This window comes from Nonomuraea sp. NPDC051191, assembly GCF_044455665.1.
Classification (GTDB): Bacteria; Actinomycetota; Actinomycetes; order Streptosporangiales; family Streptosporangiaceae; genus Nonomuraea.
Window position 1 is genome coordinate 88,026 of the sequence record NZ_JBITEZ010000030.1, and the last position, 26,066, is coordinate 114,091.

Consider the following 26,066-nt stretch of genomic DNA (forward strand, 5'->3'; position numbering starts at 1 on the left):
GACGGCGTCGGACGGCGCCGAAAGTCCGAGGGGCCGTCCCTGGCCGGATACACCCGTCCCGTGTAGGGGTGAGCACGGCACGTAGGGGTGTCCAGGACCTGGATGCGTAGTTAACTTTGCGCACGCACGAAATGCGCAGCAGCGACACCGGACAGCCGGAAACGAAAGCCGGCCGGCCGCTCCTCCGGTGGCGGAAGCGCCGAATTTCTCGAACAAGCGTCGAGGGCACGTCGTTCAACACGATTCGGTTCATAAGACGACGCACACCTTGGAGTCGCCACATGCCCGCGCCAGAAGAACAGCCGTACCGAGCCGTTTCGGAAATCGCGTACCTCAGCACGGACGGTGAGACATATGTCGCGCCCACGCCGCTGAAGGACCTCAAGAAATCCCTGCCGCTTCGTGTGCTCTCGGCCGAGGACTTCGCCTTCTGGCAGGCGAACGGCTATGTGGTGGTCAATCGGGCGATCACCACCGAGGCCGCCCTCCGCCTGCTGGGGTTCGCCTGGGACTTCCAGGGCCTCGACCCCGACAAGCCGGAGAGCTGGTACGCCTACCGGGAGTTCCGCTCGGACCTGGAACGGGACCTGTACGTCTACGGTTTCGTCGAGGCCTACCATCACCAGCTCATGTGGGACAGCCGCCAGACCCAGCGGGTGTACGACGCGTTCGTCGACGTGTGGGACTGCCCGGAGCTCTGGGTCACCCTCGACCGGCTCAACCTCAACCCGCCCAACGTCAAGAACCGTGACCGCAGGCTGGTCGCCCCCACGACCAGGGGGTTCGACATAGAGCTCCACTGGGACGTGGACTCCACCCGCAGCGTGCCGCCCCAGAGGGTCCAGGGGCTCATCGCGCTCACCGACACCGAGCAGTTGCTCGGCGGCTTCCACTGCATGCCGGACCTGTTCCGCCAGTTCGACGCGTGGAAGCTCGACCAGCCGGACGACCGCGACCCCTACCGGCCCAACGCCGACCGGAACAGGTTCCCCCTGGCCAGGCCCGAGCTCATGGCCGGCGACCTGCTGATCTGGGACGGCATGCTGGCACACGGTGTCGCGCCCAACCGCTCCCAGTGCGGCGTCCGGGCGGTCCAGTACCTGGCCATGATGCCCGCCCTGGAGTCGCACCACGCCCTGAGGACTTCCAGGGTGAAGTCCTGGCGGACCCTCAGCACGCCGGAATGGAACAGGACGCTGGTCGGCGACGCGACGTTGCACGAGTCGCTCAGGTACGGCCCGGCGAAGCTCAACGAGCTCGGCGAACGGCTGCTGGGGCTCACCTCTTGGACCGCGGGACCGGCTCTACGCTCGACTGGAGGAAGCGCATGCGCAGGAGGATCTGCCTGACCCTGCCCACCAACAGGGCCTGCACCGCCATGGTGTCGGCGCTGAGCCAGGAGGCCGCCCACGCGGCGGAGCACTTCGACGTGGACGTCCACGTGCTGATCCTGGACTCCTCCGGCCGGGAGGCCTTCGCGGAGCACGCACGAACCGTACGCGACACCCGCCAGGCGCCCGACGTGACCGTGCATCACCTGGACGAGGCGGAGCAGCGCGGTTTCCTACGGGAGATCATCCGCCGCTCCGAGCAGGCGCAGGCCGAACGTGTCCTCGCGCTCATGCTGCCCGAAGGGGTTTCGTACGGCTCCTGCACCAACAGGGCCTTCCTGATCGCCCGCGCGCTCGGGTGCGAGTCGGTCCACCGCCGGGACTCCGACAGCCGCTACCAGCTCCGGAACGGCCGGCCCGTCTTCCCCGTCCACCAGGAGCTCCTGTCCCTCGGGAAACGCACGTCCGACGCCGCGCGTCACGTGTCGCGGACGGCGCTGGAGCCCTGCCACGAGGACAGGCGGGTGGTGCTGGTCGGCGGCTCCTTCATCGGGGAGATGTCCGTGGACCTCGGTGAGATGCACCGGCTCCACCAGGGCCTCTACCACGACATCGTCGCCCTCTGGGCTCCCCTGACCTGGCCCGAGGAGAAGAAGCGCGAGCTGGTCGACGAGTCGTTCAAGGGCGCCGGGACGGAGGCGTTCACCCACGACCGGTCCGTCCTCGGCCGCGTCGATCCCATGCGGGTCGACATGTGCAACATCAGCTTCTTCCAGGTGCACGAACGTGTCCCGCTGCTGCCCGCGACCGACACCATCGGCAGCGACTACTTCCTGATCCACCTGGTCCACGCCGCGGGATTGCCGGGCGTCCTGCACAACCGCAACATCGTGAACTTCCACACCGGGGAACGGCGGACGGATTCCGGCTTCACGTCCTACCAGATGGCGTTCGTGAAGTTCCTCCTGTCGATGCTGTACCTGAACTGGATCTACACGAGGATGGGTGCGGCCGGCACGACGCTGCTCGACCAGGACGGCGCCGTCCGCGCCTCCCTCGTCGCCGAGCTCGTCCGGGAGTCCACCGCGCTGGACGTGTCGGAGAACGTGGCACGCCTTGACGTCCTAGAACGGTCCTTCCAGCGGCTCGGGGGCCGCTACGCCTCGATCGCCGACCGGCTGACCGGCCTCCGCCCGCGGTTGCTGGAGGAGGCCCGCCGGGACATGGAGGACTTCGCGCTGCTGATCGACTCCTGGGACGGGCTGATGCGGGCCGCCTCGACCGCCGGCTTCCACCAGCTGAGCCGGTAGCCGGAAGAGGAACCGTCATGCACGTCACGGCCCGCCTGCTGGCCGCACTGGAGGCCGCCACCGAGGACAGGTTCGTCTTCGATCTCCCGGGCATCGAGGAACGGTACGCGGCGCTGCTGCGCGAGCTGCCCGGCGTCTCGGTGCGATTCGCGATCAAGGCGTGCCCGGTCGCCGAGGTGCTGTCCTGCCTGGCGCGCAAGGGCTCCGGCTTCGACGCGGCGAGCCCCAACGAGGTGGCGCAGGCGATCGCGGCAGGCGCACCCCTCGACCGGATCCATTACGGCAACACCGTCAAGTCCGACCGGAACATCGCCGAGGCGTACCGGCTCGGCGTCCGGGACTTCGCCACCGACAGCGTGGAGGACGTGCGGGCGATCGCGGCCCACGCTCCCGGCGCCCGGGTGTTCTGCAGGCTGGCCACCGACGGCCGGGGCGCGATGTGGAGCCTGAGCGACAAGTTCGGCTGCTCGGCCGCCGACGTGCCCATCGTCATGGAGGCCGCGCTGACGGCGGGCCTGACCCCCGCGGGCCTCTCCCTCCACGTCGGCTCCCAGCAGATGACGGCCGAGGCGTGGATCAGCGCCCTGGCCGGTCTGGCGGACGTCCTCGCCGCCCTGAACCGGCGCGGGATCCCCCTCACCCGGGTCAACCTCGGCGGTGGACTGCCCGCGCTCGGCTACCTGGACCACGGGGGCGGGCCGCTGAATCCGCCGCTGGACAAGATGTTCGCGGTGATCCGGGAAGGGATGCAGCGGCTGCGGGAGATCTCGCACCACGCGCTGGACTTCGTCATGGAGCCGGGACGGCATCTGGTCGCCGACCACGGCGCCCTGCGAGCGCACGTGTGCCGGCTGTCCACACGACGCCGGGCCGACGGCGAGCGCCAGTACTGGCTGTACCTCAGCTGCGGCAAGTTCAACGGCTTGTACGAGATGGACGCGGTGCAGTACCCGATGATCTTTCCCACCCATCCCGGCAGGGACCACGTCCAGGCGATCGTCGCGGGCCCCACCTGCGACAACCACGACACGTTCAACGAGGGCCGCGTCACGGTCCCCGTGCCCAGGGCCGTCGCGTCGGGAGATCCGGTCTGGCTGCTGTCCTGCGGCGCCTACGCCACCAGCTACACGACGCAGGGCTTCAACGGCTTCAGCCCACTCCCCTATGTCTGCGTCGATCGCGAGCGCGACCTCCCGCCGGAAGGCGAGGGCAGATGAGCCAGGACGTGCGCATCAGGGGCATCTCCGACGGCGACTGGGACGACATCGCGGCTCTTGAGTCCGTCGTGTACGGCGACGCGGGCCTCTCGGAGGGCCGGGCCGCGCTCCGATCCCGGGCCGAGGTCTCGCCGGACACCTGCTTCCTCCTGGAGTGCGGGCGGAGGCCGGCCGGCTACGTGATCGCCCTGCCGTACCCGATGTTCCGCTTCCCGGACCTGACCAGGCCGGAGCGGGAACGTTTCCGTTCGGCCAACCTGCACCTGCACGACCTCGTCATCGCCGAGGACTTCCGCGGCAGGGGGCTGGCCCGGCTGCTCCTGCGCCACCTGAGCGCGCACGCGGAGCGGGCGGGGTTCGAACACATCTCCCTGGTCGCCGTCGAGGGCACGGAGCCCTTCTGGTCCGCGCAGGGATACGACGCCCATCGAGAGATCGCCGTCCCGAGCTGCTACGGCCGGCGTTCGAGGTACATGTCCACGCCGGTCACCGCAACGGGAGGGACTGAAACGCATGTCGCGTGCGCCCCATGACTTTCGACGGGCACAACTGGCCGTCGCCGCCCTGTTCTGCACGCTGGGGTTCCAGTACGCCACCTGGGCGGCCCGGCTGCCCGACATCAAGGCGCGGCTCGGGCTGAGCGAGGCCGAGGTGGGCCTGCTGCTGATGGCCTGCGGGGTCGGGGGCGTCCTGTCCTTCTCCCTCGTCCCGGTGCTGACCAAGCGTCTCGGGTCACGACGTCTGGCGCTGTTCTCGGCCCTGTACATGGGCGTCCTCCTGATCGCCCTGGCCGTGGCGCCGAACTACCCGACCGCGCTGGTCATCATGTGCGGTGACGGGATCGGCGCCGGCGCGTTGAACGTCGCCATGAACGCCCAGGGAGCCGCGCTCGAATCCCGCTTCCGGCGCACCACCATGAGCAGGCTGCACGCCACCTTCAGCGGCGGGGCCCTGCTCGGCGCGGTCCTCGCCTCGGGCGCCACCTCGCTGACGCCGGCCGTCCTCGTTCACTTCGTGCTGGCCGCCGCGCTCATCCTCCTGCTCACGACGTACGCCCGAAGGGGTCTCCTGGCCGACGCGCCCCCGCCCGAGGAGCCGGCACCGGCCAAGGCCCGCCGCGGGTTGCCCGTGCCGACCCGCCTCACCGTCTGGATGGGCTGCGCGATGGTGTTCGGCACCGTGACCGAGGCCTCCATCACCGACTGGTCGGCCCTGTACCTCAAGGACGTGGTCAGCGCGCCGCCGCAGCTGGTGCCCATGGGCGTGGCCGTGGCCTCGGTCACGATGGTGACGGCGCGCGTGTTCGCCGACGGCTGGCGCAGCCGGTGGGGCGACGGCCTCGTCGTCCGCGCCGGAAGCGTCCTGGCCGGCGTCGGGCTCGGGCTCGCCCTCCTGACCGGCGGGCTGATCCCCACCCTGCTCGGCTTCGCCTGCGTCGGGATCGGCATCGCGGCCGTGACGCCGTGCATCTACGTGGCCGCCGCGCGGCAGGGCACCGACGCCCTGGCCCTGGTGGCGTCCATGGGGACGACGGGGCTGCTGGCGGGGCCGCCGATCATCGGGTTCATCGCCGGCGCGAGCAGCCTGGTGTGGGGCATGGGAGCGGTCGTCGTCGCGGCCCTGCTGGTGTGCGTCTGCGCCACCTGGATCCGCTGGCCCGCCCCGGCGGTGGAGGGGACGAGCGCGCCCGCGCCCTGATCCGCTCCCGCCCGCTCAGCGGGGCCGGTCGTCGCGCTGTCGCAGCCACGGGGGCGGACGGTCCGTCCCCTCGGCCGCTCCGGCCGCCTCCGGCCAGAAGAGCTCCACGGCGACCCCGTCCCCGCGATCGACCGCGTGCTCGTGCAGCTGGGTCCGCCATCGGTCGTCGTGCCAGTGGAGCCTGAGCTGGGAACCGTACGCCTCCACGGCCCGCCACTTGTGCTCCCAGGCGGCCGGGGCGGCGGCGTACGGCCAGGCCGATCCCGCGATCCCCCGCCTCCTCGACCCCAGCATGTACGGCAGGTCCTCCCACAACATCGCGGGCAGCCCCGTCGCGCGGGCCGCCGCCAGGACCGCTCGCCGCGTCAGCCGGTGATCCACGTGTCCGCCGAAGCCCGCGCAGGTGACCAGCACGTGCGGAGCGGCGTCCCCTCGGCAGTGCTCGATGATCGCGTTCGCCAGGTCCGGACCCAGCCGTCCGTCCTCGGGCAGCCGGGAGTCGAACATCGAGCGCATGCCGTCACACAGCCACGACCCGTCCTCGCGTCTCCGGTAGACGGCGTCCGGGAAGGGCAGGTGACAGGTGGACGCGCCCACCGCCGCGGCCGCCGCCTCGTCCTCCGCCCGTCGCGTCGCCATCGCGTCCGCGCCCAGGCCGCTGGAGTCGTGGTACGCGCGGGCCACCGGTGACAGGAGGCTCGGCGCGTCCCCGGCGAATGCCGTGATGACCCGCACCTCGGCTCCCCGGCTCGTCCAGTCCGCGATGGAGGCGCCGATGGACAGGACCGCGTCGTCGAGGTGCGGCGAGACGACGGCAACCCTCGGTGGAGTGGCGTCCGCGTCAGGCATGGCCGCCGTTCCCTTCGACCGCGTCCGTGTCAGGCATGGCCGCCGTTCCCTTCGACCGCGTCCGTGTCAGGCATGGCCGGCCTCCCAGGCCCGGCGCACACCGTCGGCCATGGCGGTGCGCAGCGCCTGCGGAACGGCCTGGTCTCCGGCGGTCCGAAGGATCCCGGAGGAGGCCGACTCCAGGGATCGGGTCACCTCCGGCCCGGCGGGCGGACCGGACCGGGCGTGCGCGGCGGTTCGCGCGATCAGGCCCAGGCTGTAGCCGGTGAGCCACAGCCCGAAGAAGAGGTTCCGCTCCTTCTGCCCCAGTCCGGCGTGACCTTCGACGACGTCCTTGCCCTGGGAGATGACCGCCTGCGCGTCCACTCCATGCGACCTGAGTACGTGGAAGGCGTCCCGGCGCGCCCAACCTCCGTGGTCACCTCGCACCAGGCAGCGGGGGATGCCCCCGTCCATGGTGGACAGCACGGGAAGCACCGCCGGGGCGACGACGTGCCGGGACCAGCCCGTGCCCCGGGGGGCCGGGAGGAAGCAGGCGGCCCGGCGCTCCCCCATCGCGGCGTTGCCCCGCAGGCTCTCCCCGCCCAGGTGGTCCACCAGGTTGGGCACGAGCACCACCTGCGAGAGGCCCTTCTCGTCCAGGAAGTGACGGAGGGCGATGTCGTCCTCGGGGATGTCCGGCAGGCACCGGCCGGCGAACTCGCGGGCCGCGTCCGCGGGCAGCACCAGCGCCACGGTGGGGATGTAGTGATCGACGACCTGCGCGAAGGTGCTCCCGCCCAGGGCCGCCAGCCGGACGTTGTACGAGCTGTCGGACCCCCATTCGGTGAACAGGCAGATCGCGTCCCGAGGGCGCAGCCCGATCGCCTGCCGCACGAGCGGCAGGAATCCCGCGCACAACCGCGCGTCGTCCTGGACCACCAGGTGGTGGGTCGCGTCGGCGCGGGCCATGCCCCACGCGACCCGCGCGGTCCGCAGCGCCGACGACGGCCCTCCGGGGTCGGGATCGAGCGCGAGGGTGAAGCCCATCTCCGGATGGCGGGCGCGCAGGGCCAGCGCGTCCGCCCTTCTGCGCGGATGAGCCATGATGGTTGCCGACAGCACCACGTCCGCGGCCAAGGCCGCCCCCTTCCCGATCCACGCCGCCGTCAGACCGTGCTGCCCCCGTCCAGGACGAGTTCGTGACCGACGAAGAGCTCGGCCTGCGGCGACGCCAGCCACAGGGCCGCGCCCGCCACCTCGCCGGTGCGGCCGATCCGGCCGATCGGCAGCTCCCCGGCCGTCCGGGCATCCCGCTGCGCGTCCCCCTCGCCCGGGAGCCGGGACATGGCCGTGTCGATGGGGCCGGGCACGATGAGCGCGACGCGGATCCCGTCGGCGATGCATTCGAGGGCCGCCGTACGGGTCAGCGCGGCGATGCCCGCCTTCGTCGCGGCGTAGGCGCCCAGGCCGGGGATCGTCACCCGCGTGCCCACGACCGACCCGATGTTGATGACGACCCCGCCGTCGTGCGACCGCAGGTGCGCGATCTCGTGCTTCATCGACAGCCAGGTGCCGGTCAGATTGTTGTTCAGCACCGTCTGCCAGTCATTCTCCGGCAGGTCCGCCAGTTCGCCGCGTCCGTGCAGAATTCCCGCCGCGTTCACCGCGACGTGGAAACGCCCGAACTCGGCCGCCGCGCTTTTCACGGCACGGGCGACATCCGCCTCGGCGCTGATGTCGGCGCTCACTCCGGCGACCGGTTTTCCCTTTTCCCGGAACTGCGCCAGGGTCGTGGCGAGAGCCGATTCATCACGATCCACGATTATCACGCCGGCGCCCTCGTCGGCGAATGCCGCCGCGACCGCGCGGCCGATGCCGGACGCGCCTCCGGTCACGAGTACCGCCTGGCCCGCGTACCGCTCTCCCATCGATTCTCCTTCGACGACGTGTACCCTCACTGAAAAGTCCGCCGATCCGGGGAGAAGCCGTGACGGCTGATGCCGTGAATCCACGGGAAACGGCCGCGCCCACCCGGCCTCCCGCTTTCAGCTGCGCCAGGCTGCTGTTGATCGGCACGGGCTCCATCGGCGTGGCCAACCTGCCATTCTGGCTCAGCTGGCTGCGCGTCTCCTATCCGCGTCTCGATTGCCGGACCGTAGTGACGAGAAGTGCGGAGAAATTCGTCACGCGCGCCGCGCTCACCGCCCTTTCCGGCCGCGAGGCGCTGTCCGACCAGTGGTCCGACCAGGGGTCCGACGACGCGGAGACGGGCGCCCGGCACGTCGAATGGGCGCAATGGCCGGACGCCGTCATCGTGTGGCCGGCCACCTTTCAGTTTCTCGCGCGCCTGGCGCTGGGCCTGGCGGACACCCCGTCGCTGCTGGCTCTGCAATGCACCACTGTTCCCGTCGGTCTCGCGCTCTCCCTGCCTCCTGGCGGATGGGAGAGTCCCGCGCTGCGCGCCCATGTCCGAACGCTCACCGAACGCCCGAACGTCGTCGTCCTGCCTCCCCGGCCCGGCATCAGCCTGACCACCGACCACCGGGACGGCGGCGCCGCCGTGCCGCTCCCCACACTCGTCCGCTGCCTGGAGGAACGACTCGGCCGGCGACAGGCCGACCCTCAGGTCCCGCCGAGGTAGGCCAGGATGCGGGCCGCCACGTCGTCGGCGGTCGCCCACACCGGTTCGTCACCGGCCGGACGCGGCGCCCTGGCAGCCCTCATGTGCCGCCACAGGTCGTCCGGGCTCGCCCGGACGGTCACGCCCGTCGTCGCACCGGCGTCGGCGAGCAGCCGCAGGCGTCTGCGGGTGGCGTCGTTCAACACGCCCGCCTCCACCGTCACGACCGCGATGTCGCTCCGGCTCAGCTCGCAGACGGTGAACCCGGCGGCGTCCGCCACCACCACGTCCGCGGCGGAGAAGTACGGTTCCGGATCCTGTGTGACGCCCACCCAGGTGACGCCGCCGTGTGGGGAGGGATCACCGGCGTCGGGTCCGGCCAGGACGAAGAGGCGATCCCGCGGGCCGGCGTGCTTCCGCCACGCCTCCAGCGCGAGTGCCGCGATCTGACGGGCCTCCGGCCGATCCGTCATGCCGCCGAGGGTGACGACGGCCATGAACGCGTCCGGCGGGACCCCCAGGTCGTGGCGTGCCGAACTCCCGTCGTTCCCGAACCTGTTCACCAGCGGCCCGGTGAAGTGCACCGGCACCGTGATGTGCGGAAGCTCCTCGTGCGCGTCCCGGAAGTCCGGCACGACGATGGCCGTGGCCTTGTTCAGCAGGGCGTTGGCCCGCGGGCGTCCCCACTGGGAGAAGAACCAGTCCGTGATCAGCACGCAGGGCACGTCGAGCGCGTCCTTGCAGATCGGCAGCGCCCAGACCACCTCGTCGGCGATCACCAGGTCGGGCCGGCCGGCGCTCGTCAGGAACTCGAACACCCGCCGGCCCGCCGCGTGGGTCATGTCGGCGTCGTCCGGGATCCCGAGATCCACGAACGGGACACCGTGCAAGCCGTAATACCCGCAGCCCGAACCGGACGACGCCAGGCTGATGTCGGCGTCCGGCAGCATTCCGCGGACGGATTCCAGGATGCGCAGATCCCGCGCCGCGTGACCGAACCCGTGTCCTCGGGTCAGGAACACCACGCCGGGCCGCGAGGAGGGCGTTCCGCGTTCACCGCCTGAACGACGCACGGTCGGCGGACGTCAGCAGGCGTGGATGCCGGCGACCTCCATCGCCTCCAGATCGTCCTGTTTCATGATCTCTACCAGGTCATCCCATTTGCCGTCGATTGCCGCGAGCCAGGTGCTGTTCGGCTGCTCGTTCACGTTGAGCGTCATGAACTACCTCCACATCTGACCGACCTCATTGCGTCATGGATATCGACGGCCGCCACGCGCGAACAACCCCTGGATTCGTTACCACGCCCCCTGGGCGGCAAATTCGGCCAAGAACTCGCGCGGCCTTTGGACATTCCGTTGAATGGACGTTTGTGCGCGGCGGTCTCCGACAGAGATCAGCATAACGGCGGCCGGCAAAATGCGGCACCTACCGGTCTTACCGATCACGCCGTTATGCACCGGGGCCGGGGATCAGCCGTGAACGCCCGCCGGACCGGCCCGACCGGCGTTCAAGTGGCAAAAGTGGCCACTCGACGGCTTCCGGCCGCCGGCCGTCCGGGGCCCGACAGAACCGGCGCCGGAACCGGCGCTGCGCCGTGCACGAATCCCCGGGCACGGCCAGGTGATTGGGATAGAGTTCGAAGATCGCTTTCCTGAACGACTGGTGATCGTTTCCCGCCCCGGCCCCTTGGGGAAGATTCCATCCTGGAGATGGTCGCCTTGCTTCGGCCGACCGAGGGAGTGCTTTGCGGGGCAGGTTGGAACATATAAAGGCACAGCCCGGGCGTCCGCGTCTATTACGTGAGCTCAACGATCGTGCCGCGCTGAAGCTGCTGGGCTCGTCGGGAGCGATGACCCGGGCGCAGGTGAGCGAGATGACCGGGCTGTCGAAGGTGACGGCCAGCAACGTCCTGTCGCGCCTGGAGGATCGGGGCTTCCTCATCAAGGTCGGCGTGCAGGAGGGCGGACGAGGCCCCTCGGCGGCTCTCTACGGGCTCAACCCGTCCTGCGGCTACGTCGTCGGGATCGTGGTCTACCTGGACGCCACGACCGCCGTTCTCGCCGACATCTCGGGAGACGTGCTGGCGGAGACGGCGGTGGCGACCGACCCCACCGTCGATCCCACCAGGACGATCCAGTCGATCGTCACCTACCTTACGAAGGCCGCCCGGATCGACGTCGCCCAGGTCCAGGTGTGCGTGATCTCCCTCCCGGCCGTCATCGACCCGACGACCAGTCACATCCGCTTCTGCTATGACATGCCCGCCTGGCGGGGTGACGTGAACGAGCTCCTGCGCCAGAAGCTGCGGATGCCCATCACCATCGACAACGACGTCAATCTCGCCGCCATCGCCGAACGGGCACTGGGAACCGCGAGCGACGTCCGCAGCTTCATCCTGGTCTGGATCGGGCGCGGTCCCGGATCGGCCGCCATGGTGGGCGACCAGTTGTTGCGCGGGACGGTGGGCGCGGCCGGGGAGCTCGGCTGGATGCCCGTCCCCGGCGCGCCCCTGAGCGACGGCGAGTTCGACCGCAACCGCCACGAGGTGGGCGCCGCCTTCCAGTCACTGGTGGGCTGGCGGGCGGTCCAGAAGCTGGCCGCCGAGCACGGGATCGTGGCCGAGAGCGCCGCGGGGGCCGTCGCCGTGGCGGCCGGCACGGCGGCCGCCACGGCCGCGGGGGCCGCCTTCCTCGACGAGCTGGCGCAGCGGATCGCGCTCGGCGTCACCTCGATCTGCACCGTGCTCGATCCCGAGCTGGTGGTGCTGGGCAGCGACGTCGGCACCGCCGGAGGCGACGAGCTGGCCGGCCGCGTGCAGACGGCCGTGGCCGGGATGTGCCTGGCCCGTCCTCGGGTGGAGGCCAGCAGGATCCCGCACAATCCCGTCGTGCGTGGCGCCTTGCTCGTCGCGGTCGAGCAGGCACGCGAGCAGGTGTTCTTCGGCGGTTGAGCCCGGCGATGTAGACGTCCTGGTGACCGCTGTGGCAGATTGCCCTCTGACCGGTCGCCGAACCCCACGCCGAGCACCGCCTTCTCGGTCGCCCCCCGTCCGGAGCAGGCGCAGGCCGCGAGGACGGAAGCGGCCCGGAACGAGCGCCGCGCCGTCCACCCCGTCTTCGAGCTCGCCCGGCAGGCGCCGGGACCGGGTTCGTTCGGTCTTCCGGCTGAGCCCGTGAGGAGCTCCATGTGCTGAAGATCAGCCTCGCCGTCATGTACCACCCCAGCCGGACGCGCCGGGCCGAAGCCCTGGCCGAGCGGTGCGGGCCCCTCACACCGGTCCTCGTACGCGATCCGGACCCGGACGCCACCCCCAGCCCGCTGCGGACCGCGAAGCTCGCCTGGGCCGCCGCTCCCCCCGACGCGACCCATCACCTGGTCCTCCAGGACGACGCGGTGATCGCGCAGGACTTCGCCGCACAGCTGCGCTCCGTGGTCGCACAGCGCCCGGACCACGGGATCGCCCTGTACGTCAACCACGTCAGCCTGCGCAACTCCTACCGCGTACGGCGGGCGGCGGCCCTCGGCTCGTGCTGGGCGCCCGTGTCGCGGCACGAGTACACCCCCACCCTCGGGTTCGTGCTCCCGGCGCACCACGCGCGGGCCCTCGCGACGTATCTCCGGACGCTTCCCGACGAGTTCCGGGCCGACGACGAGGCCGTCACCGTCTTCTGCCGGAAGCAGGGCATACCGGTGACCGCCGCCGTCCCGAACCTGCTGGACCACGCGGACCTGCCGAGCATCGCCGGCAACGACAACCACGGTTCCCGGCACGCGACCGTGTTCGCGGACGCCCTGGAGCTGCCCGAGGGCTACTGGGACGACGGGACGGACGAGCCGCCGCCCGACGCGGGCGTCCCGCCGTTCACCGTGGACGTCTACGACTCCCGCTGCCTGATCCGCTTCACGAGGCCCGGCACCGGCGAGCCCGTCGACCATCTCTACGGCTGGTACTGGCGCGACTGGTGCCGCCTGCTGGACGTCGAGGCCGAACACGTCGTCGAGAGCTGGCGCGCGCACGCCGGCGACCGGGATCGGGTGAGCCTGGAGTTCTGGGCCGCCGGCTATCTCCTGGGAGCCGACGTCTCCCGCTTCCCCTCGAAGGACGGAAGGGACCGTCCGGCGTTGCGCGCGGCGGTGGCCTCGTGGGTCGAGTCCGGCGTGTCCCCTCAGGACGAGGTCGACGAACCAGGCAGAGCTGCCTTGATCGATACGTGCCTGGCGGGGTTCCGGGCGAGCAGCGCCGCCGCGGGCAGCGGTGAGCTGATCGGCAGGATGGCCAGGCGCGAGGCGGCGGTCGTCACGGCGGTGCCGCCCTGCGAGATCAGGATGGACGTCCTCAAGGCGGAGATCCTGTTCGACGTGCTTCCGTGCCCGTGGTGCCGGGCGGAGCCGCGCACGAGGATGCCGACGCGGTCGGTGATGCCGTACCGCGACGACTCCTCCCCGCTGCCCGTGCTGGCGCTCCTCAGCTGTGAGGAGATCTCCGCCAGGCACCTGCTGGCGCTGCGCGGCAGGCCCCCGGGGACGCGGCTGCGCACCCGCGCGGCCTTCTGGGCCGAGTACACCGCGAACGCGGCCGGCCCGCTCGGCGACGACGAGATCCGACGCGCACTCACCGCACTCGACGAGGACGAAAGCATGGATCGAGTACTGCCCGTCTCCAGCAGGCTCCCCGGCCTCGCCGAGAGCCTGCACTTCCTCACCGCTCACGTCTCCGGACCGCTCGTCGACCAGCTCAACCGCCGGTACCTGGGGGCGCGCCTGGCCGCGGTGAGAGACCTCCTGTGAGGTTCGGGAGAGCCACCGCCGACGCGGCCGCCATCCTGGAGCTCGCCCCCAAGGCCGGTGCCGGCCTGCTCGGGGCCTCGATCGGGCTCAACGTGCTGATCGGGGCGCTGCCTGCCGCGTTCATCCTCTGGACCGGCGTCATGTTCCAGCGCCTGGTGCAGGCCGACACCCAGGCCCTGGCCGTGGCCATCGGGCTGGCGATCGGCAGCTTCGTGCTCCAGCAGCTCCTCGTCCCCTTCCAGCTGGCCCTGGCCGAGATGGTGACGCGGCGCGTCGACGGCCGCTGCATCCGGCGCGTGATGCTGTCCGCGCTGGTGGACGCGCCCATGAGCGCCCTCGACGAGCAGAAGACGGCCAACAGGCTGGCGGACGCGCGGGACGGGTTCGACCGGGTGCAGCCGACCCCGGGGGACGCCGTCGCCGGAACCCTCGCGCTGATCGCCCGCTACACGCATCTGGCGACCGCCGCCGTGCTCATCGGCGTCGTGCTCGGGATCCTCCCCGGCGTCATCGCGACGGCCACCGCGATCGTCATCAGGACCGGCCAGCGCAGGTCGTTGGCGCGTTTCTCCGAGCTGTGGGACGGCCTGGCCGGCGAGCGGCGCATGGCGGTCTACCTCCGGGGCCTGCTGACCACCCCGCAGTGGGCCAAGGACATCCGGGTCCTGCGGATCCTGCCCTGGCTGCGGAACCGGCACGACGGCGACTCGGGCGGCTACCTGGCGCTGCTGTGGTCGGGCCGCCGGCGGATCTGCTTCGCGCCCTTCCTCAGGTATGCGCTGGTCGCGCTGGTCGGCGGCACCCTCACGATGGTCATCCTGGCCCGGGAGGCGGCGGGCGGCGGGTTGAGCCTGCTGGAGCTCTCTTTGGCGATCCAGGCCGCGCTCGTGCCGATCCGGTACGGCGTCTACTTCCCGGAGAGCGACGTCAAGACGCAGGTCGGGCTGCAGGCGTATCACGCGATGGTCGAGTTCGAGCGGGCCGCCGCCCGGGCCGCCGGCGTGCGGACGACGGCCCGGGCCGTCCTGGAGCCGCCGCGGCAGGCCATCCGGTTCGACGACGTGGTGTTCGGCTACGGCGAGAAGACCGTCCTGCGGGGGCTCGATCTGGAGATCCCCGTGGGGCGCTCGACGGCGGTGGTCGGCCTCAACGGCGCGGGCAAGACCACGCTGGTGAAACTGCTGGCGCGCTTCTACGACCCGGATGCCGGCCGGGTGCTCGTCGACGGCGTCGACCTGCGGGACATCGACCCTCGGGCATGGCAGCGATCGCTCTCGGTGATCTTCCAGGACTTCGTCAGGTACGAGCTCGGCGCGGCCGACAACATCGGCCTCGGCGCCCCCGACCTGATCCACGACGAGGCCGCGTTGCTGGCGGCGGCCGAGCGCGCGGGCGCGGGCGAGCTGCTGCGCTCCCTTCCCGGCGGGCTGTCCACCCCTCTGTCCAGGGCCTATTCCGGCGGCCGTGACCTGTCCGGCGGGGAGTGGCAGCGCATCTCGCTGGCCCGCGCGCTGCTGGCCGTCGACCGGGGTGCGTCCGTGCTCATTCTCGACGAACCGACCGCGCAGCTCGACGTCCGGGCCGAGGCCGAGTTCTACGACCGGTTCCTGACCTTGACCCAGGGCCTGACGACGGTCGTCATCTCGCACCGGTTCTCGACGGTCCGGCGTGCCGACCAGATCGTCGTCCTGGAGGGCGGCCAGGTCGTGGAGTGCGGCTCTCATGACGGCCTCATGCGGCTGGACGGCCGGTATGCCGGCCTCTTCCGCCTGCAGGCTCAGCGCTTCGGTGACCACGACCCCTCGCTGGAGGCGACCCGATGAGATCCCTGGTGCGCACGGCCGGGGCGCTGTTCGCCCTGTCCGCGCGAGCCGATCGTGGGCGGCTGACGCGGGCGGCGGTGCTGGTGCTCCTCGGCTACCTGTCCACGCCACTGATCGCTCTGACGCTCATGGCCTTCACCAACGCCGTGATCGGCGGGGATGTCGCGACGGCCACCTGGTTCGCGCTGGCCGTGAGCGTCCTGCTGGTCGTCGAGCTGATGGCCGTGCACTTCGCGCATCTGGCGTACTTCGAGGTCGGAGAGCTCGTCGAGATCGAGCTCAGCGCGCAGCTCGGCGAGCTCGTCCATGGCGTGCGGGGGCTCGACCACTTCGACGATCCGCAGGTGACGGGGTCCGTCGCGCTGATCCGTGAGGGGATCGCGCAGACCCGCGCGGGCATCGAGGCGCTCCTCCAGTTCTGCGGCCTGGCGCTCCAGGTCGCCGTCAGCGCCGTCGTGCTCGGGTGGCTGAACCCCTGGCTGATCCTGCTGCTGCCCGCCGCGCTGCCGCCGGTCCTGCTCGGCGGCCACGCGCAACGCCTGGTCGACGCGGCCAAGGAGCAGAGCAGCCAGAGCACGCGGCTGGCCGCGCATCTCCTGGCCGTCGCCACCTCGCCGGCCAGCGTCAAGGAAGTGCGGATCTTCGGGTCGGAGCGGGAACTTCTCGACCGGCAGGGCAGCAGCTGGTCGCGGGTGTCCGCCCTGCTGGCCCGAGCACAGCTCAAGAGCGCGCTGGTGCGCGCCCTGGCCCAGTTGCTGTTCGCCCTGGCCTACGGCGGGGCGATCGTCACCGTGATCTCCAGCGCGCTCGCCGGCCAGGCCGACCTCGGGCAGGTGGTGCTCGTGATCACACTCGCCGTGCAGGTCAGCGTGCAGGTCTCCAGCGCGCTCGCGTTGCTGGTCCTGCTCCAGACCAGCGGGCTCACCCAGGACCGGCTGGCCACGCTGCGCGCGAGGCTGGCCGGCCGGACGGAGACCCGGCCGGCCCGGCGCCCGCTCCCCCGCCGCCTGACGCGCGGCATCCGGCTGGAGAACGTGAGCTTCGCCTACCCGGGCACCGATCGCCTCGTCCTGCGGGACGTGACGCTCGACATCCCGCACGGCGGCACCGTGGGGGTCGTGGGCGAGAACGGGTCGGGCAAGAGCACCTTGATCAAGCTGTTGTGCGGCCTCTACGAGCCCACCGCGGGCAGAATCCTCATCGACGGCGTGGACCTGCGGGAGTTCTCCCCCGAACTGTGGCGAGCCCGTCTGGCCACGCATTTCCAGGACTTCGCCAGGTTCGAGCTGCGCCTGCGGGAGAACGTCGGCCTCGGCCGCCCGGACCTGATCCAGGACGACCAGGCGCTCACCGGAGCGCTGCGCCGAGTGGGCATCGAGGGCATCCTCGACACGGTGCCCGGCGGGCTCGACGGTCTCCTCGGCCACGGCTACGGCGACGGCGTCGGGCTCTCCGAGGGCCAGTGGCAGCGTCTGGGCCTGAGCCGGTGCCATCTGCGCGAGGATCCGCTGCTCCTGCTGCTCGACGAACCCGCGTCGGCGCTCGACGCGGCGGCCGAGCACGCGCTGTTCGAGCAGTACGCCGCGTCCTCCCGCGAGACCGCGCGGAAGTCGGGCACCATCACGATCTTCATGTCGCACCGGTTCTCGACCGTCCGGCTGGCCGACATGATCGTCGTCCTGCACCAGGGCAGGGCGGCGGAGACGGGTGACCACGCGGGTCTCATGGAAGCGGGCGGCCTGTACGCGGAGCTGTTCGGGCTGCAGGCCAGGCTCTACCGCTGACCTGGGCCGCGCGGCTCCCGGCAGGTCAACGGGCCGCCGGGGCCGGCTCCGACCTGGGCAGACCGTAGATGCGCGCCCAGCTCTCGCGGCTGGACAGCTCCGGCAACGCCCGCCGGTACCGCTCCCGGACGGCCGCGCCGTGCGTCAGGAGCCTGAACAGCACCTTGCCGCCGTGCGCGGCGAGGGAGAGCATGCGCCGCCGGTCGTACCGCCTGACCCGCATGCCTCGCTGGGAGGCGTCGGTCACGACCGCGACCCTGAAGAGCGCCACATGCCACCAGTACGCCTCGTCGTGCGGGATCGCGCCGAGCGCGTGTCGATGACGCCCGCACAGCCCGGCCACCATGCGCCTGATCGTCACCAGGCGCGGCCTCGGGCCGGCGTTGACGATGCGGAGCTCGTCGGAGGCGACGCCGGGCAGGCGGGTGGCCGGATGCGGCCTCGTCTCGGGGAAGGCCGCCCGCAGCTCGCGGACCTCGGACAGGGCGGTGACGCCGCCGTCGGCCAGGACCTCGGGTCCGGTCAGGAAGTCCTCGACGGCCTTCAGGAGCGTGGCGGCCAGGCCGTACCGCATGGACAGCAGGTGCTGGACCAGCTCGCCGCCGAGCTTGGTCAGCAGCCGGCGTCGGCCGAACCTGCCGTGCAGCGCCGAGATGATCAGGTAGTTGCGCAGCAGGAAGTAGCGGTTCAGCTCGTCCAGGTCCTTGGCCGCGAAGTCGGCGTGCCACAGGCCGGCGCCCGGCAGGGTGATCGTGGGGAAGCCGTACGCGCGGGCGCGGTAGGAGTACTCGGCGTCGTCCGCCTGGAAGAAGAACGGCAGCGGATACCCGATGCCGTCGACCACCTCGCGCGGGATCAGGCACGCCCACCAGCCGTTGGCGCCGGCGTCGAGCCGGCGTTCCTGCAGGGCGTCGTGGAGAAGATCCACGTCCTGCATGCCGTACGGCATCGGCAGGCCGGGCTGGAGCCCGTCGATGTCGCACTGCTGGGAGTCGGCGAGCAGGATCCCGGGATGGAAGAGGTTGAGCATCTGCCCGCCGACGATCATCGGGTGCGCCGTGTGGTCGCCGAACGCGGTGAGCCGGATGATCACGTCCGGCTCCAGCAGCACGTCGTCGTCCATGAACAGGGCGCTCATCGTCTCGGTCGCGGGGTCGCCCGCCAGCTCCACGAGACCGCGGGTGAAGCCGCCCGCCCCGCCCAGGTTGGCCTGGACGAGATAGTGCAGACGTTCGCCGAGCCGACGGGCGACCTCCTCGAAGCCCGCGCACTCCCCCAGCCGGTCGGCGCCGTGGTCGACGACGTACACCCTGCCGAGCGCCTCCAGCGCGGTCTCGTCGGAGGTCAGCGCGTTCAGGGTGGCCAGGCAGTCGAGGGGGCGATCGGTCGTGCAGATGACCAGCGCCGCCGGGCGTCGCGCGGGCGGCGTCCCGACCGTCCAGCGCAGGTGTTCCACGGTCAGCCGCTGGCCGGGGTCGGTCTCCAGGTCGGCCCATAGGGAGCCGCCGTCGACGAACCTGTCCAGCGGCGCGGCCAGCACGACGTCCCGCATTCCCGGCCGCACCGTGCAGGTGGCGACGACCCTGGCGGGCCCCTTCGTGTCGGAGGCGCCGATCGACAGGCGTCCCTCGCCGGACACCCGCGCTTCGACGCGGACCTCCGTCACGTCCGTCCAGCGTTGCCAGTAGCTCGCCGGGAACCGGCCGAAGTAGGTGTCGCCGGAGACCTTCGCGGACGGTCCCAGACTCAGCGTCGTGCGGGTTCGGGTGACGGGTCCGCGGACGACGGCGGCGTACAGGTCGGCGGCGACGACGTCCGAGGGGCCGGCGAACAACCCCCGCTGAACGAGCCGGCGGGCACCCGGAATCGAGCGGGTCGTCGAATCGCGGTTTTCATTTTGGCCACCTGATTGCGTCAACGCAACTCCCGCATGTCGCTCCCGCTCGAATACTCGCGAAACGATACACAGCCGCTTCTCGAAGGCACACCCCGACTTGACAGGTATTGCGGGCGCGAAGAGCATGGAGCACGCGTCGCGAACGCCGCGACAATTCATCGATATTCCGCCGTGCGGCCCTTCGGCGAGCTCGGCTCGCGGATTGTTCACATAGCAACAGGGGCTGAATAAATGCGCCCGGCACCATGTCCAGCAGCACCCCGGAACCAGCGCTAATCGTCCACGAAGAGGGCGGGCAGCCCAGGGAGAGGTCGACGTGACGACCCGAATCGATGAACTCGGCGCGATAAACCCCACCACGCTCCACCGCCTGGCCGCCGCCTGGCCGAGGCGGGCGACCATCCGTACGGACCTGAACAACGTGACTCACCCCGAGGCATATGATCCGGAACTGTTCGACTATCCCGTGTCGCTGTTGCCGTTCGGTGAGCATCCTGATTTCCTGGCGGCCGACGAGCACCGGCAAAGGCTGGTGAACACGCTGGCATGGCTGATGTGGAACGAACGCGTCATCGCCGCCGAGGAGTTCGTGGCCAATCCGACATTCGAGATGCTGGCCCATGGCGTCTTTCCCGGAGTGGAGAGCGACGCGGCCAGGGAATCGGTGCAGCAATCGCATGTCGACGAGGTGTGGCACACCTACATGCACATGCTCGCCATGCGCCGGACCCGGCAGGCGAGAAAGCTCACCGGCGAGCCCGAGCGGTACTCCCACGCGATCACCAACCGGACGCTGTACGCCCTGGAGGCGCAGGCCGGCGAGCGATGGGAGCGCGACCTGCTCTACCTGCTGTGGACGGCCGTCGGCGAGATCAGCGTCAACGCGTTCCTCGACCTCATGGCCTCGGACAAGACGATCCAGCCGATGCACGCGCTCGTCGCCCGGCTGCATTCGAGGGACGAGGCCGCGCACGGGCCGGTGATGCTGGAGATCATGCGCGATGTCTTCCGCAAGCTCGACAGGAAGCAGCAGGACCTCTTCATCAGGAACCTCCCGCAGGGGATCATCGCCTTCGGCGCCGAGGACTACGACATGTGGCCGCAGCTGCTGGAGTTCGCCGACATCCCGAAGGCCAGGGACATCATCGAGGACTGCCGGTCCCTTCCCGGCAACGACCTGCTCGTCACCGACTTCTCCGGCGTGCATCGGCTGGTGCGCGAGCTGGAGATCGAGGATCGCGTCGAGTTCGACTTCGCGACGAACCGGATCACGACGTGATCCTCACCGGCCCGGAGATCATCCAGGCGACCGGGGACGGGCGCATCGACATCTCGCCCTTCAGCCTCGACCAGGTCAATCCGAACAGCTACAACGTACGGCTCGGCGACACGTTGCTGACCTACCCGGACGTGGTCGTCGACGCCCATGAGGCCAATCGCACCCAGGCCGTCTCGATCGACGAGACGGGGTTCGTCCTCCAGCCCGACGAGCTCTACCTCGGGCACACCGTGGAGCGGGTCGGCTCCGACGTCTACGTCCCGCTGCTGTTCGGGCGCTCCTCCGTCGGGCGGCTCGGCCTCTTCGTGGAGATCACCGCCCCCATCGGGGACATCGGGTTCCACGGTCAGTGGACGCTCATGCTGTCCCCGGTCCGCCCGCTGCGCGTGTACCCCGGCATGAAGATCGGCCAGATCATGTTCTTCGTGTCCTGCGGTGAGATCGATCTCTACGCGGGCAAGTACCAGGCGGCCTCGGGCCCCCAGGCCTCCCGTTACTGGCACGACCGGATGGCTCCGCTGTGATCCTCACCGGGCAGGCGATCGCCGCCGCCGTGCGCTGCGGTGACATCGTCATCGAGCCGTTCGACGCCGGGCGCCTGTCCCCCAACGCCTACGACTGGCGGCTGGGCGACCGCATTCGGGTCTGCGACCGGGAGTTCGACGCCGCCGCCGTCACCACGTACGTGGAGGAGCCGATACCGCCCGAAGGCATGGTCCTGCGGCCGGAACGGCTCTACCTGGGGGTCACCTACGAGCGGACCTCCTCCGAACGCTACGCGCAGATGATCAACGGGAACCACACCGTGGGCGGGCTGGGCGTCTGGGTGCACGTCTCCGCGCCGCTGGGGCACGCCGGCCACTCCATCAACTGGACCCTTGAGATCCGCGTGGCCCGGCCGGTGCGCGTCTACCCGTACATGACGTTCGGTAAGATCATCTTTCTGGTGGCGCACGGGGCCACGGCCAGCTACCAGCACATGGGAACGAAGTACCGGCAGACCCGGGGGATCGACATCTCGCACCTGTACCAGGAGTTCCAGTGACCCAGGGCACGGCCGCCCGTGGCGGCGGTGCGATCCTGACCGGGCTGGACCTGCCGCACGGCAGCCCGGGCGGGAGCGTCGAACTGCTGCATGACCTCTATCTGGGGCCGGAGCCGCTCATCGCGGCCGACGTGTTCATGCTCGGCGACGATCCAGGCGCGCGGTCGCCCGTCCTGCTCGACGTCCCCGGCAAGCAGCTGGACGGTCCGGGGTTCTGGGCGTACGTCGGCGACCTGGCCGACGCGATCAGGAAACGGTTCCCGGCGGGCGAGCACGGCTTGTTGCACCTGCAACATCTGGCGTTCGGGGCGACGCCCGCACTACTGCGCGCGTTTCCCGATCTGCCGTCGGTCGCGCTGGTGCACGGGACGGATCTGCTGTTCGCCATGGACCATCCGAGTCAGGAGGCCGTTCTCCGCGAGGCCGTCGCCGCCGCTCACGCGATCGTGGTGCCCACGGCGGCCATGGCCGGGCTGCTCCCCTGCGACGGCTCCCGCGTCGTGCACATCCCGTGGGGCATTCCCGATCACCTGCTCACGGCCCCTCCCGAGCGCACGCCGTACGGAGGAGAGGAGTTCCGCGTGCTCTACGCGGGACGTCTCACGGACGAGAAGGGCGGGGCGCTCCTGGAAGCGGTCGCGGGCGTCGAGGGCGTTCGGTTGAGTGTCGCCGCACCTGTGGCGGAGTACCGGGCGTTGGAGCGCGTCACGGACATGTCCGGCGTGCGATACCTCGGCTGGCTGACCCGCCCGGAGCTGTGGCGGGCCTTCGCGCAGCAGGACCTGCTGGTCGTCCCCTCCACGAGGCTGGAGGCGTTCGGGCTGGTCGCCGTGGAGGCTCAGGCGTGCGGTCTTCCGGTGCTCCATCAGCCGGTCCCGGGGCTGGCGGAGGTGCTGGGCGACTCGGCTCTCACCTTCTCGGACCGCTCCGCGCTGCCGGAGGCCGTCATGCGGCTGGCGAAGGACGGCTCGGCCTTGGACGAGCTGCGTGCGGCCGGGTTCCGTAACGCGGCGCGGTTCCCGTTGTCGAGGACCGCGCGGGAGTTGCGGGAGCTGTCCGATCAGCTGCTGCGGAAGGCCGGCCGGTGACGAGTACCCTTTCCGGTGCCGGATGCGTCTTCTGTGACATCGCCGGCCGCCGCCTCCCGGCAGCCCTGTTGTACGAGGACGAGTCGACCATGGCCTTCCTCGACATCACCGCGGTGACGGAGGGCCACACCCTCGTCATCCCCAAAGCCCACGCAGCCGACATCTGGGACATCTCACCGGAGGACGCGGCGGCGGTGATGCGGACCGCCCACCGGATGGCCGCGCGCATCAAGCAGGTGCTCGCTCCCGACGGCATGACCCTCTTCCAGGCCAATCGCGCCGCCGGCTGGCAGGACGTCTTCCACTTCCATCTTCATCTCGTCCCCCGCGAAGACGCCGACCATCTGCACCGCCCCTGGTCGGCCGCACCCGTCAGCCTGGCTTCGCTGGAACCCGTACGCGCTCGCCTGGCCCTGCCGCCGCTTTCTTGATCTACTCCCGCCCCTCCTCCAGGAGCCGGGCGAGCTTCGTGCGCTCGTTCTTGCCGTTGAGCGTCAGCGGTAGGGCGGGCAGGACGCGGCAGAGCGCGGGCACCTTCGCGGACTCCAGCCGCTCCACCAGCTCGCGCAGGACGATGTGCGGCTCCAGATCGCCTTCGACGAGGAGCGCCAGATCGTGCCGGCCGTGTGGAGGCAGTGCCGCGGCGGCCCGGACGCCCGGGATGTCCAGCGCGGCGGCCTCGATCTCGGTGGTGCTCATCCGCGTTCCCCTGCGCTTGAACGTGTCGTCGCGCCGGCCCTCGAAGTAGAGGTAACCGTCCTCGTCGAGGTGCCCGTAGTCGCCGGTGTGCAGGCGCGTCCCGCCGGACCCGTCCGGCCGGTAGGTGCGGGCGGTCAGCGTGGGGGCGCGCCAGTAACCCGCCATCACGTTGGGCCCGATCACCACGATCTCCCCCGTCGTGCCGGGAGGGCACGGCGTGCCGTCCTCGCCGAGGATCAGCACGCGCGTTCCGGGCAGGGCGCGGCCGACCGAGTCGGGGCGTTCCCGGTCCAGCTCGGGCTCCATGATCGTGACCCGTTTGCATTCGGTGACGCCGTACATCCGCACCACGCGTGTGCCGGGGAAACACTCGCGCAGCCCGTCGATCGTGGCGGCGGGAAGCGCGGCGCCGGTGCTGGTGACCATGCGCACCGCCGACGCGGCGCCGGGAGCGCGCCTGCCGAGGGTGGCGAGCATGGAGCCCAGCGAAGGGACGACGGGCACGACGGTCGCGCCGCACTCCTGGATCCGCCTCAGCACCGTCAGGTCGGGCCCGTCGCCGGCCAGCACCAGCTCGGCGTTCCCGAGGGCGGACAGGAAGATCTGGTAGAGCCCGTAGTCGAAGGACATCGGCGACCGGCAGAAGACCACGTCGTCCGGCCCGTAGCCGAGCATCGCGTTGATGGCCGAGGCCGCGAACGTCACCTGCGCGTGCGGGCACACCACCGCCTTGGGCGCGGCCGTGCTGCCCGAGGTGTACATCAGGACGGCGACGTCCTGCGCCCGGACCTGCGCGGACTCGGCCGACCTGCCCTGGTCCGCGAGCGTCCGCACCTTCTGCCAGAGGTCGTCGATCTCGTACACCGGCAGGTCGGTGATCGCGCGCATGGCCTCCCCGTCCCCGATGACCAGCTTGGGCGCGGAGTCCTCCAGGACCGAGCGCAGGTGATACGCCTTCATCCCGGGATTCAGCGGCACGAAGACGGCGCCACGGCGGGAGGCGCCATAGAGCAGCGGGACCACCTCGCGCACGTTGGGCAGTCGCACGATGATCCGGTCACCCGGTTCCACACCCGCGTCCGCCAGCCAGGCGGCGACGGCGTGACTGAGCTCGGCCACCTGCCGGTAGCTCCAGCGGCCCTTCGCGTCGCGCACCGCGATGCCGTCGGGGTTCGCGGCCTCGGCGTCGTCCAGCAGATGGTGCACGAGCCGCGGCGCCGGAGGGGCCACCGTTGGATTCAAGCCGCTCACTACGACTCCCGCTTCTGCCGGATGGATGGTGCCGGGGTGCGGCCTCTGAGTGCCGACGGAGTCGTGAGACCTCACAGGCCCTCGTCGATCATCGTAAAGAGCTCGTCCGCATCGGCCGTACGCACATCGCCGTCCTTGTTCGCCTGGGGACGGCCTCCGCGCCAGTCGTCCATGAGCTTCTGGAGGCGCACCGTGAGAGCGGTCGCCGCCTCTCCGTCGGCGGAGATCTCCTTCAGCAGCCGGCCCAGCTCGTCCAGGTTGTGCATGGCCCGCGACTCGACCGATTCCTTCTTGGGAAGCACCTGGTCGCCGACGTGCTCGGCGATGGCGGCCGCGGTGGGATGGTCGAAGACCAGCGTCGCCGACAGTCGTAGTCCGGTGACCTGGCTGAGGCGGTTGCGGAGCTCGACCGAGGTCAGCGAGTCGAAGCCGAGTTCGCTGAGGGACTTGTCCGGGTCCACCTGGTCTCCGGAGGCGTGCCCGACCACGGCGGCGACCTCCGAGCGCACCACGGAGAGCACGATCTGTTCCTGTTCGGCCACCGGCAACCCCGCCAGCCGCTGTTCCAGTGGTGTGCGGGTCTCAGGGGCGGGCGCAGCCTCGGCGGTACGGCGCTTGGGGGCGGGTGTCAGGGCTCGCAGGATCGCGGGGACGCCGTCGGGTCGTGTGGCGAGGGCTCGTCGGTCGATCGGTAGGGGGATCAGGAAGGGTTCTGGGGTGGCTTGTGCGGTGTCCAGCAGGTTCATGCCGTGGTGGGCGTCCATGGCGGTGAAGCCTGAGCGGGTCAGGCGTTGCAGGTCGTGGGTGGCCAGTTGGTGGGTCATGCCGCCGGTTCGGGGGTCCCACATGCCCCAGGCCAGGGATTGGGCGGGTAGGCCCAGGTGGGTGCGGTGGATGGCCAGGGCGTCGAGGAAGGCGTTGGCGGCTGAGTAGTTGCCTTGGCCTGCGCTGTCGAGGGTGGCGGCGGAGGAGGAATACAGGACGAAACGGGCCAGATCCAACCCCAGGCTGGTGGTGGCTTGGTGCAGGTGCCAGGCCGCGTCGGCTTTGGGTTGCAGGACTTGGTCGGTCTGGGCGGGGTTGAGGGTGGTGAGGGTGGCGTCGTTGAGGATGCCGGCGGTGTGGTAGATCGCGGTCAGCGGGTGCTGGGCGGGGATGCGTTGGAGGAGCGCGGCGATTTGGGCAGGGTCGGACAGGTCGCAGGCGATGATGTCGACGTGGGCGCCTGTGGTGTGGAGGTCTTGGCGTAGTTGGTCGGCGCCGGGGGCGTGGGGGCCGCGCCGGGAGGCCAGCAGGAGGTGTCGGGTGTGGTGGTGGGTGGCCAGGTGGCGGGCCAGGATGCTGCCCAGGCCGCCGGTTCCGCCGGTGATGAGGATGGTGCCGTCGGGGTGTGGGGGGTGGG

The 26,066-nt window shown here is 70.8% G+C and carries 23 protein-coding genes; 15 read left to right on the forward strand and 8 right to left on the reverse strand.

Translation table 11 applies throughout. From position 1 onward, the window contains the following. Nucleotides 1-281 precede the first annotated feature (281 nt). The 5 genes from ACIA8R_RS50175 to ACIA8R_RS50195 are packed head-to-tail and all read left to right on the forward strand — an operon-like array spanning nucleotide 282 to nucleotide 5,556. Entirely contained in the window at nucleotides 282-1,349 is a 1,068-nt protein-coding gene (locus ACIA8R_RS50175) for a phytanoyl-CoA dioxygenase family protein (RefSeq protein ID WP_364097022.1), read from the forward strand. Continuing rightward, nucleotides 1,328-2,641 carry a DUF6271 family protein gene (locus ACIA8R_RS50180; RefSeq protein WP_364097019.1) on the forward strand — a complete coding sequence of 438 codons (1,314 nt, stop codon included), beginning with the start codon at nucleotides 1,328-1,330 and terminating at the stop codon, nucleotides 2,639-2,641. The genes ACIA8R_RS50175 and ACIA8R_RS50180 overlap by 22 nt, the downstream gene beginning before the upstream one ends. A gap of 17 nt (nucleotides 2,642-2,658) precedes the next feature. Then, nucleotides 2,659-3,858 carry a type III PLP-dependent enzyme gene (locus ACIA8R_RS50185; RefSeq protein ID WP_397045098.1) on the forward strand — a complete coding sequence of 400 codons (1,200 nt, stop codon included), beginning with the start codon at nucleotides 2,659-2,661 and terminating at the stop codon, nucleotides 3,856-3,858. Beyond that, complete coding sequence (locus ACIA8R_RS50190) at nucleotides 3,855-4,391, forward strand: GNAT family N-acetyltransferase (RefSeq protein ID WP_357709606.1); 537 nt, start codon at nucleotides 3,855-3,857, stop codon at nucleotides 4,389-4,391. Before ACIA8R_RS50185 ends, ACIA8R_RS50190 begins: the two co-directional genes overlap by 4 nt. After that, the gene (locus tag ACIA8R_RS50195) at nucleotides 4,372-5,556 is read left to right on the forward strand and encodes an MFS transporter (protein WP_357709603.1); all 1,185 of its coding nucleotides are present in this window, start codon (nucleotides 4,372-4,374) and stop codon (nucleotides 5,554-5,556) included. The genes ACIA8R_RS50190 and ACIA8R_RS50195 overlap by 20 nt, the downstream gene beginning before the upstream one ends. A gap of 15 nt (nucleotides 5,557-5,571) precedes the next feature. On the opposite strand, the gene ACIA8R_RS50200 is transcribed toward ACIA8R_RS50195, so the two are convergent. The 3 genes from ACIA8R_RS50200 to ACIA8R_RS50210 all read right to left on the reverse strand — a co-directional run bounded on the left by ACIA8R_RS50200 (nucleotide 5,572) and on the right by ACIA8R_RS50210 (nucleotide 8,315). Further along, nucleotides 5,572-6,405 carry a PIG-L deacetylase family protein gene (locus ACIA8R_RS50200; RefSeq protein WP_397045101.1) on the reverse strand — a complete coding sequence of 278 codons (834 nt, stop codon included), beginning with the start codon at nucleotides 6,403-6,405 and terminating at the stop codon, nucleotides 5,572-5,574. 66 nt (nucleotides 6,406-6,471) lie between these two features. Next, nucleotides 6,472-7,524, reverse strand: a complete 1,053-nt coding sequence (locus ACIA8R_RS50205) for a hypothetical protein (RefSeq protein WP_397045103.1) — start codon at nucleotides 7,522-7,524, stop codon at nucleotides 6,472-6,474. Nucleotides 7,525-7,553: 29 nt separating this feature from the next. Next, nucleotides 7,554-8,315, reverse strand: coding sequence for an SDR family NAD(P)-dependent oxidoreductase (locus ACIA8R_RS50210; protein ID WP_397045105.1), 762 nt, complete (start codon nucleotides 8,313-8,315; stop codon nucleotides 7,554-7,556). A 59-nt stretch (nucleotides 8,316-8,374) separates the two neighbouring features. Between ACIA8R_RS50210 and ACIA8R_RS50215 the strand changes: the two genes are divergently transcribed. Continuing rightward, nucleotides 8,375-9,028: a flavoprotein gene (locus ACIA8R_RS50215; RefSeq protein ID WP_397045107.1), complete on the forward strand. Its 654-nt coding sequence runs from the start codon at nucleotides 8,375-8,377 to the stop codon at nucleotides 9,026-9,028. On the opposite strand, the gene ACIA8R_RS50220 is transcribed toward ACIA8R_RS50215, so the two are convergent. Together ACIA8R_RS50220 and ACIA8R_RS50225 are read right to left on the reverse strand one after the other, a co-directional pair. Further along, complete coding sequence (locus tag ACIA8R_RS50220; RefSeq protein ID WP_397045109.1) at nucleotides 9,010-9,879, reverse strand: hypothetical protein; 870 nt, start codon at nucleotides 9,877-9,879, stop codon at nucleotides 9,010-9,012. The two genes, ACIA8R_RS50215 and ACIA8R_RS50220, sit on opposite strands and share 19 nt — an antisense overlap. Before the next feature lie 213 nt (nucleotides 9,880-10,092). Then, complete coding sequence (locus ACIA8R_RS50225) at nucleotides 10,093-10,227, reverse strand: hypothetical protein (RefSeq protein ID WP_357709585.1); 135 nt, start codon at nucleotides 10,225-10,227, stop codon at nucleotides 10,093-10,095. 539 nt (nucleotides 10,228-10,766) lie between these two features. Between ACIA8R_RS50225 and ACIA8R_RS50230 the strand changes: the two genes are divergently transcribed. The 4 genes from ACIA8R_RS50230 to ACIA8R_RS50245 all read left to right on the forward strand — a co-directional run bounded on the left by ACIA8R_RS50230 (nucleotide 10,767) and on the right by ACIA8R_RS50245 (nucleotide 17,405). Then, nucleotides 10,767-11,960, forward strand: coding sequence for an ROK family protein (locus tag ACIA8R_RS50230; protein ID WP_397045125.1), 1,194 nt, complete (start codon nucleotides 10,767-10,769; stop codon nucleotides 11,958-11,960). A 236-nt stretch (nucleotides 11,961-12,196) separates the two neighbouring features. Then, nucleotides 12,197-13,798 (forward strand): hypothetical protein, encoded by a 1,602-nt coding sequence (locus ACIA8R_RS50235; RefSeq protein ID WP_397045110.1) that lies wholly within the window; start codon nucleotides 12,197-12,199, stop codon nucleotides 13,796-13,798. Continuing rightward, on the forward strand, nucleotides 13,795-15,621 hold the full coding sequence (locus ACIA8R_RS50240; RefSeq protein WP_397045112.1) for an ABC transporter ATP-binding protein: 1,827 nt from the start codon (nucleotides 13,795-13,797) through the stop codon (nucleotides 15,619-15,621). Before ACIA8R_RS50235 ends, ACIA8R_RS50240 begins: the two co-directional genes overlap by 4 nt. Then, complete coding sequence (locus tag ACIA8R_RS50245) at nucleotides 15,618-17,405, forward strand: ATP-binding cassette domain-containing protein (protein ID WP_397045114.1); 1,788 nt, start codon at nucleotides 15,618-15,620, stop codon at nucleotides 17,403-17,405. Before ACIA8R_RS50240 ends, ACIA8R_RS50245 begins: the two co-directional genes overlap by 4 nt. A 25-nt stretch (nucleotides 17,406-17,430) precedes the next feature. Here ACIA8R_RS50245 and ACIA8R_RS50250 read toward each other — a convergent pair whose 3' ends face one another. Then, nucleotides 17,431-19,239, reverse strand: coding sequence for a glycosyltransferase (locus tag ACIA8R_RS50250; protein WP_364096988.1), 1,809 nt, complete (start codon nucleotides 19,237-19,239; stop codon nucleotides 17,431-17,433). A 379-nt stretch (nucleotides 19,240-19,618) separates the two neighbouring features. Here ACIA8R_RS50250 and ACIA8R_RS50255 point away from each other — a divergent pair, with 379 nt between their 5' ends. From ACIA8R_RS50255 to ACIA8R_RS50275, 5 genes are read left to right on the forward strand one after another with little or no spacing between them, the layout of a single operon-like run. Continuing rightward, nucleotides 19,619-20,581, forward strand: coding sequence for a diiron oxygenase (locus ACIA8R_RS50255; RefSeq protein ID WP_364096985.1), 963 nt, complete (start codon nucleotides 19,619-19,621; stop codon nucleotides 20,579-20,581). Next, a complete protein-coding gene (dcd, locus tag ACIA8R_RS50260) occupies nucleotides 20,578-21,105 on the forward strand; it encodes a dCTP deaminase (protein WP_364096982.1) in 528 nt (175 codons plus the stop codon). The genes ACIA8R_RS50255 and dcd overlap by 4 nt, the downstream gene beginning before the upstream one ends. Next, on the forward strand, nucleotides 21,102-21,626 hold the full coding sequence (locus tag ACIA8R_RS50265) for a dCTP deaminase domain-containing protein (protein ID WP_397045117.1): 525 nt from the start codon (nucleotides 21,102-21,104) through the stop codon (nucleotides 21,624-21,626). The genes dcd and ACIA8R_RS50265 overlap by 4 nt, the downstream gene beginning before the upstream one ends. Continuing rightward, complete coding sequence (locus ACIA8R_RS50270) at nucleotides 21,623-22,714, forward strand: glycosyltransferase family 4 protein (RefSeq protein ID WP_364096978.1); 1,092 nt, start codon at nucleotides 21,623-21,625, stop codon at nucleotides 22,712-22,714. The genes ACIA8R_RS50265 and ACIA8R_RS50270 overlap by 4 nt, the downstream gene beginning before the upstream one ends. After that, complete coding sequence (locus tag ACIA8R_RS50275) at nucleotides 22,711-23,145, forward strand: HIT domain-containing protein (RefSeq protein WP_357709554.1); 435 nt, start codon at nucleotides 22,711-22,713, stop codon at nucleotides 23,143-23,145. The genes ACIA8R_RS50270 and ACIA8R_RS50275 overlap by 4 nt, the downstream gene beginning before the upstream one ends. A gap of 1 nt (nucleotide 23,146) precedes the next feature. On the opposite strand, the gene ACIA8R_RS50280 is transcribed toward ACIA8R_RS50275, so the two are convergent. Then, nucleotides 23,147-24,643 carry an AMP-binding protein gene (locus ACIA8R_RS50280; RefSeq protein WP_397045120.1) on the reverse strand — a complete coding sequence of 499 codons (1,497 nt, stop codon included), beginning with the start codon at nucleotides 24,641-24,643 and terminating at the stop codon, nucleotides 23,147-23,149. Nucleotides 24,644-24,735: 92 nt separating this feature from the next. Next, a partial coding sequence (locus tag ACIA8R_RS50285) for a type I polyketide synthase (RefSeq protein WP_397045122.1) occupies nucleotides 24,736-26,066 on the reverse strand: 1,331 nt, incomplete at its 5' end.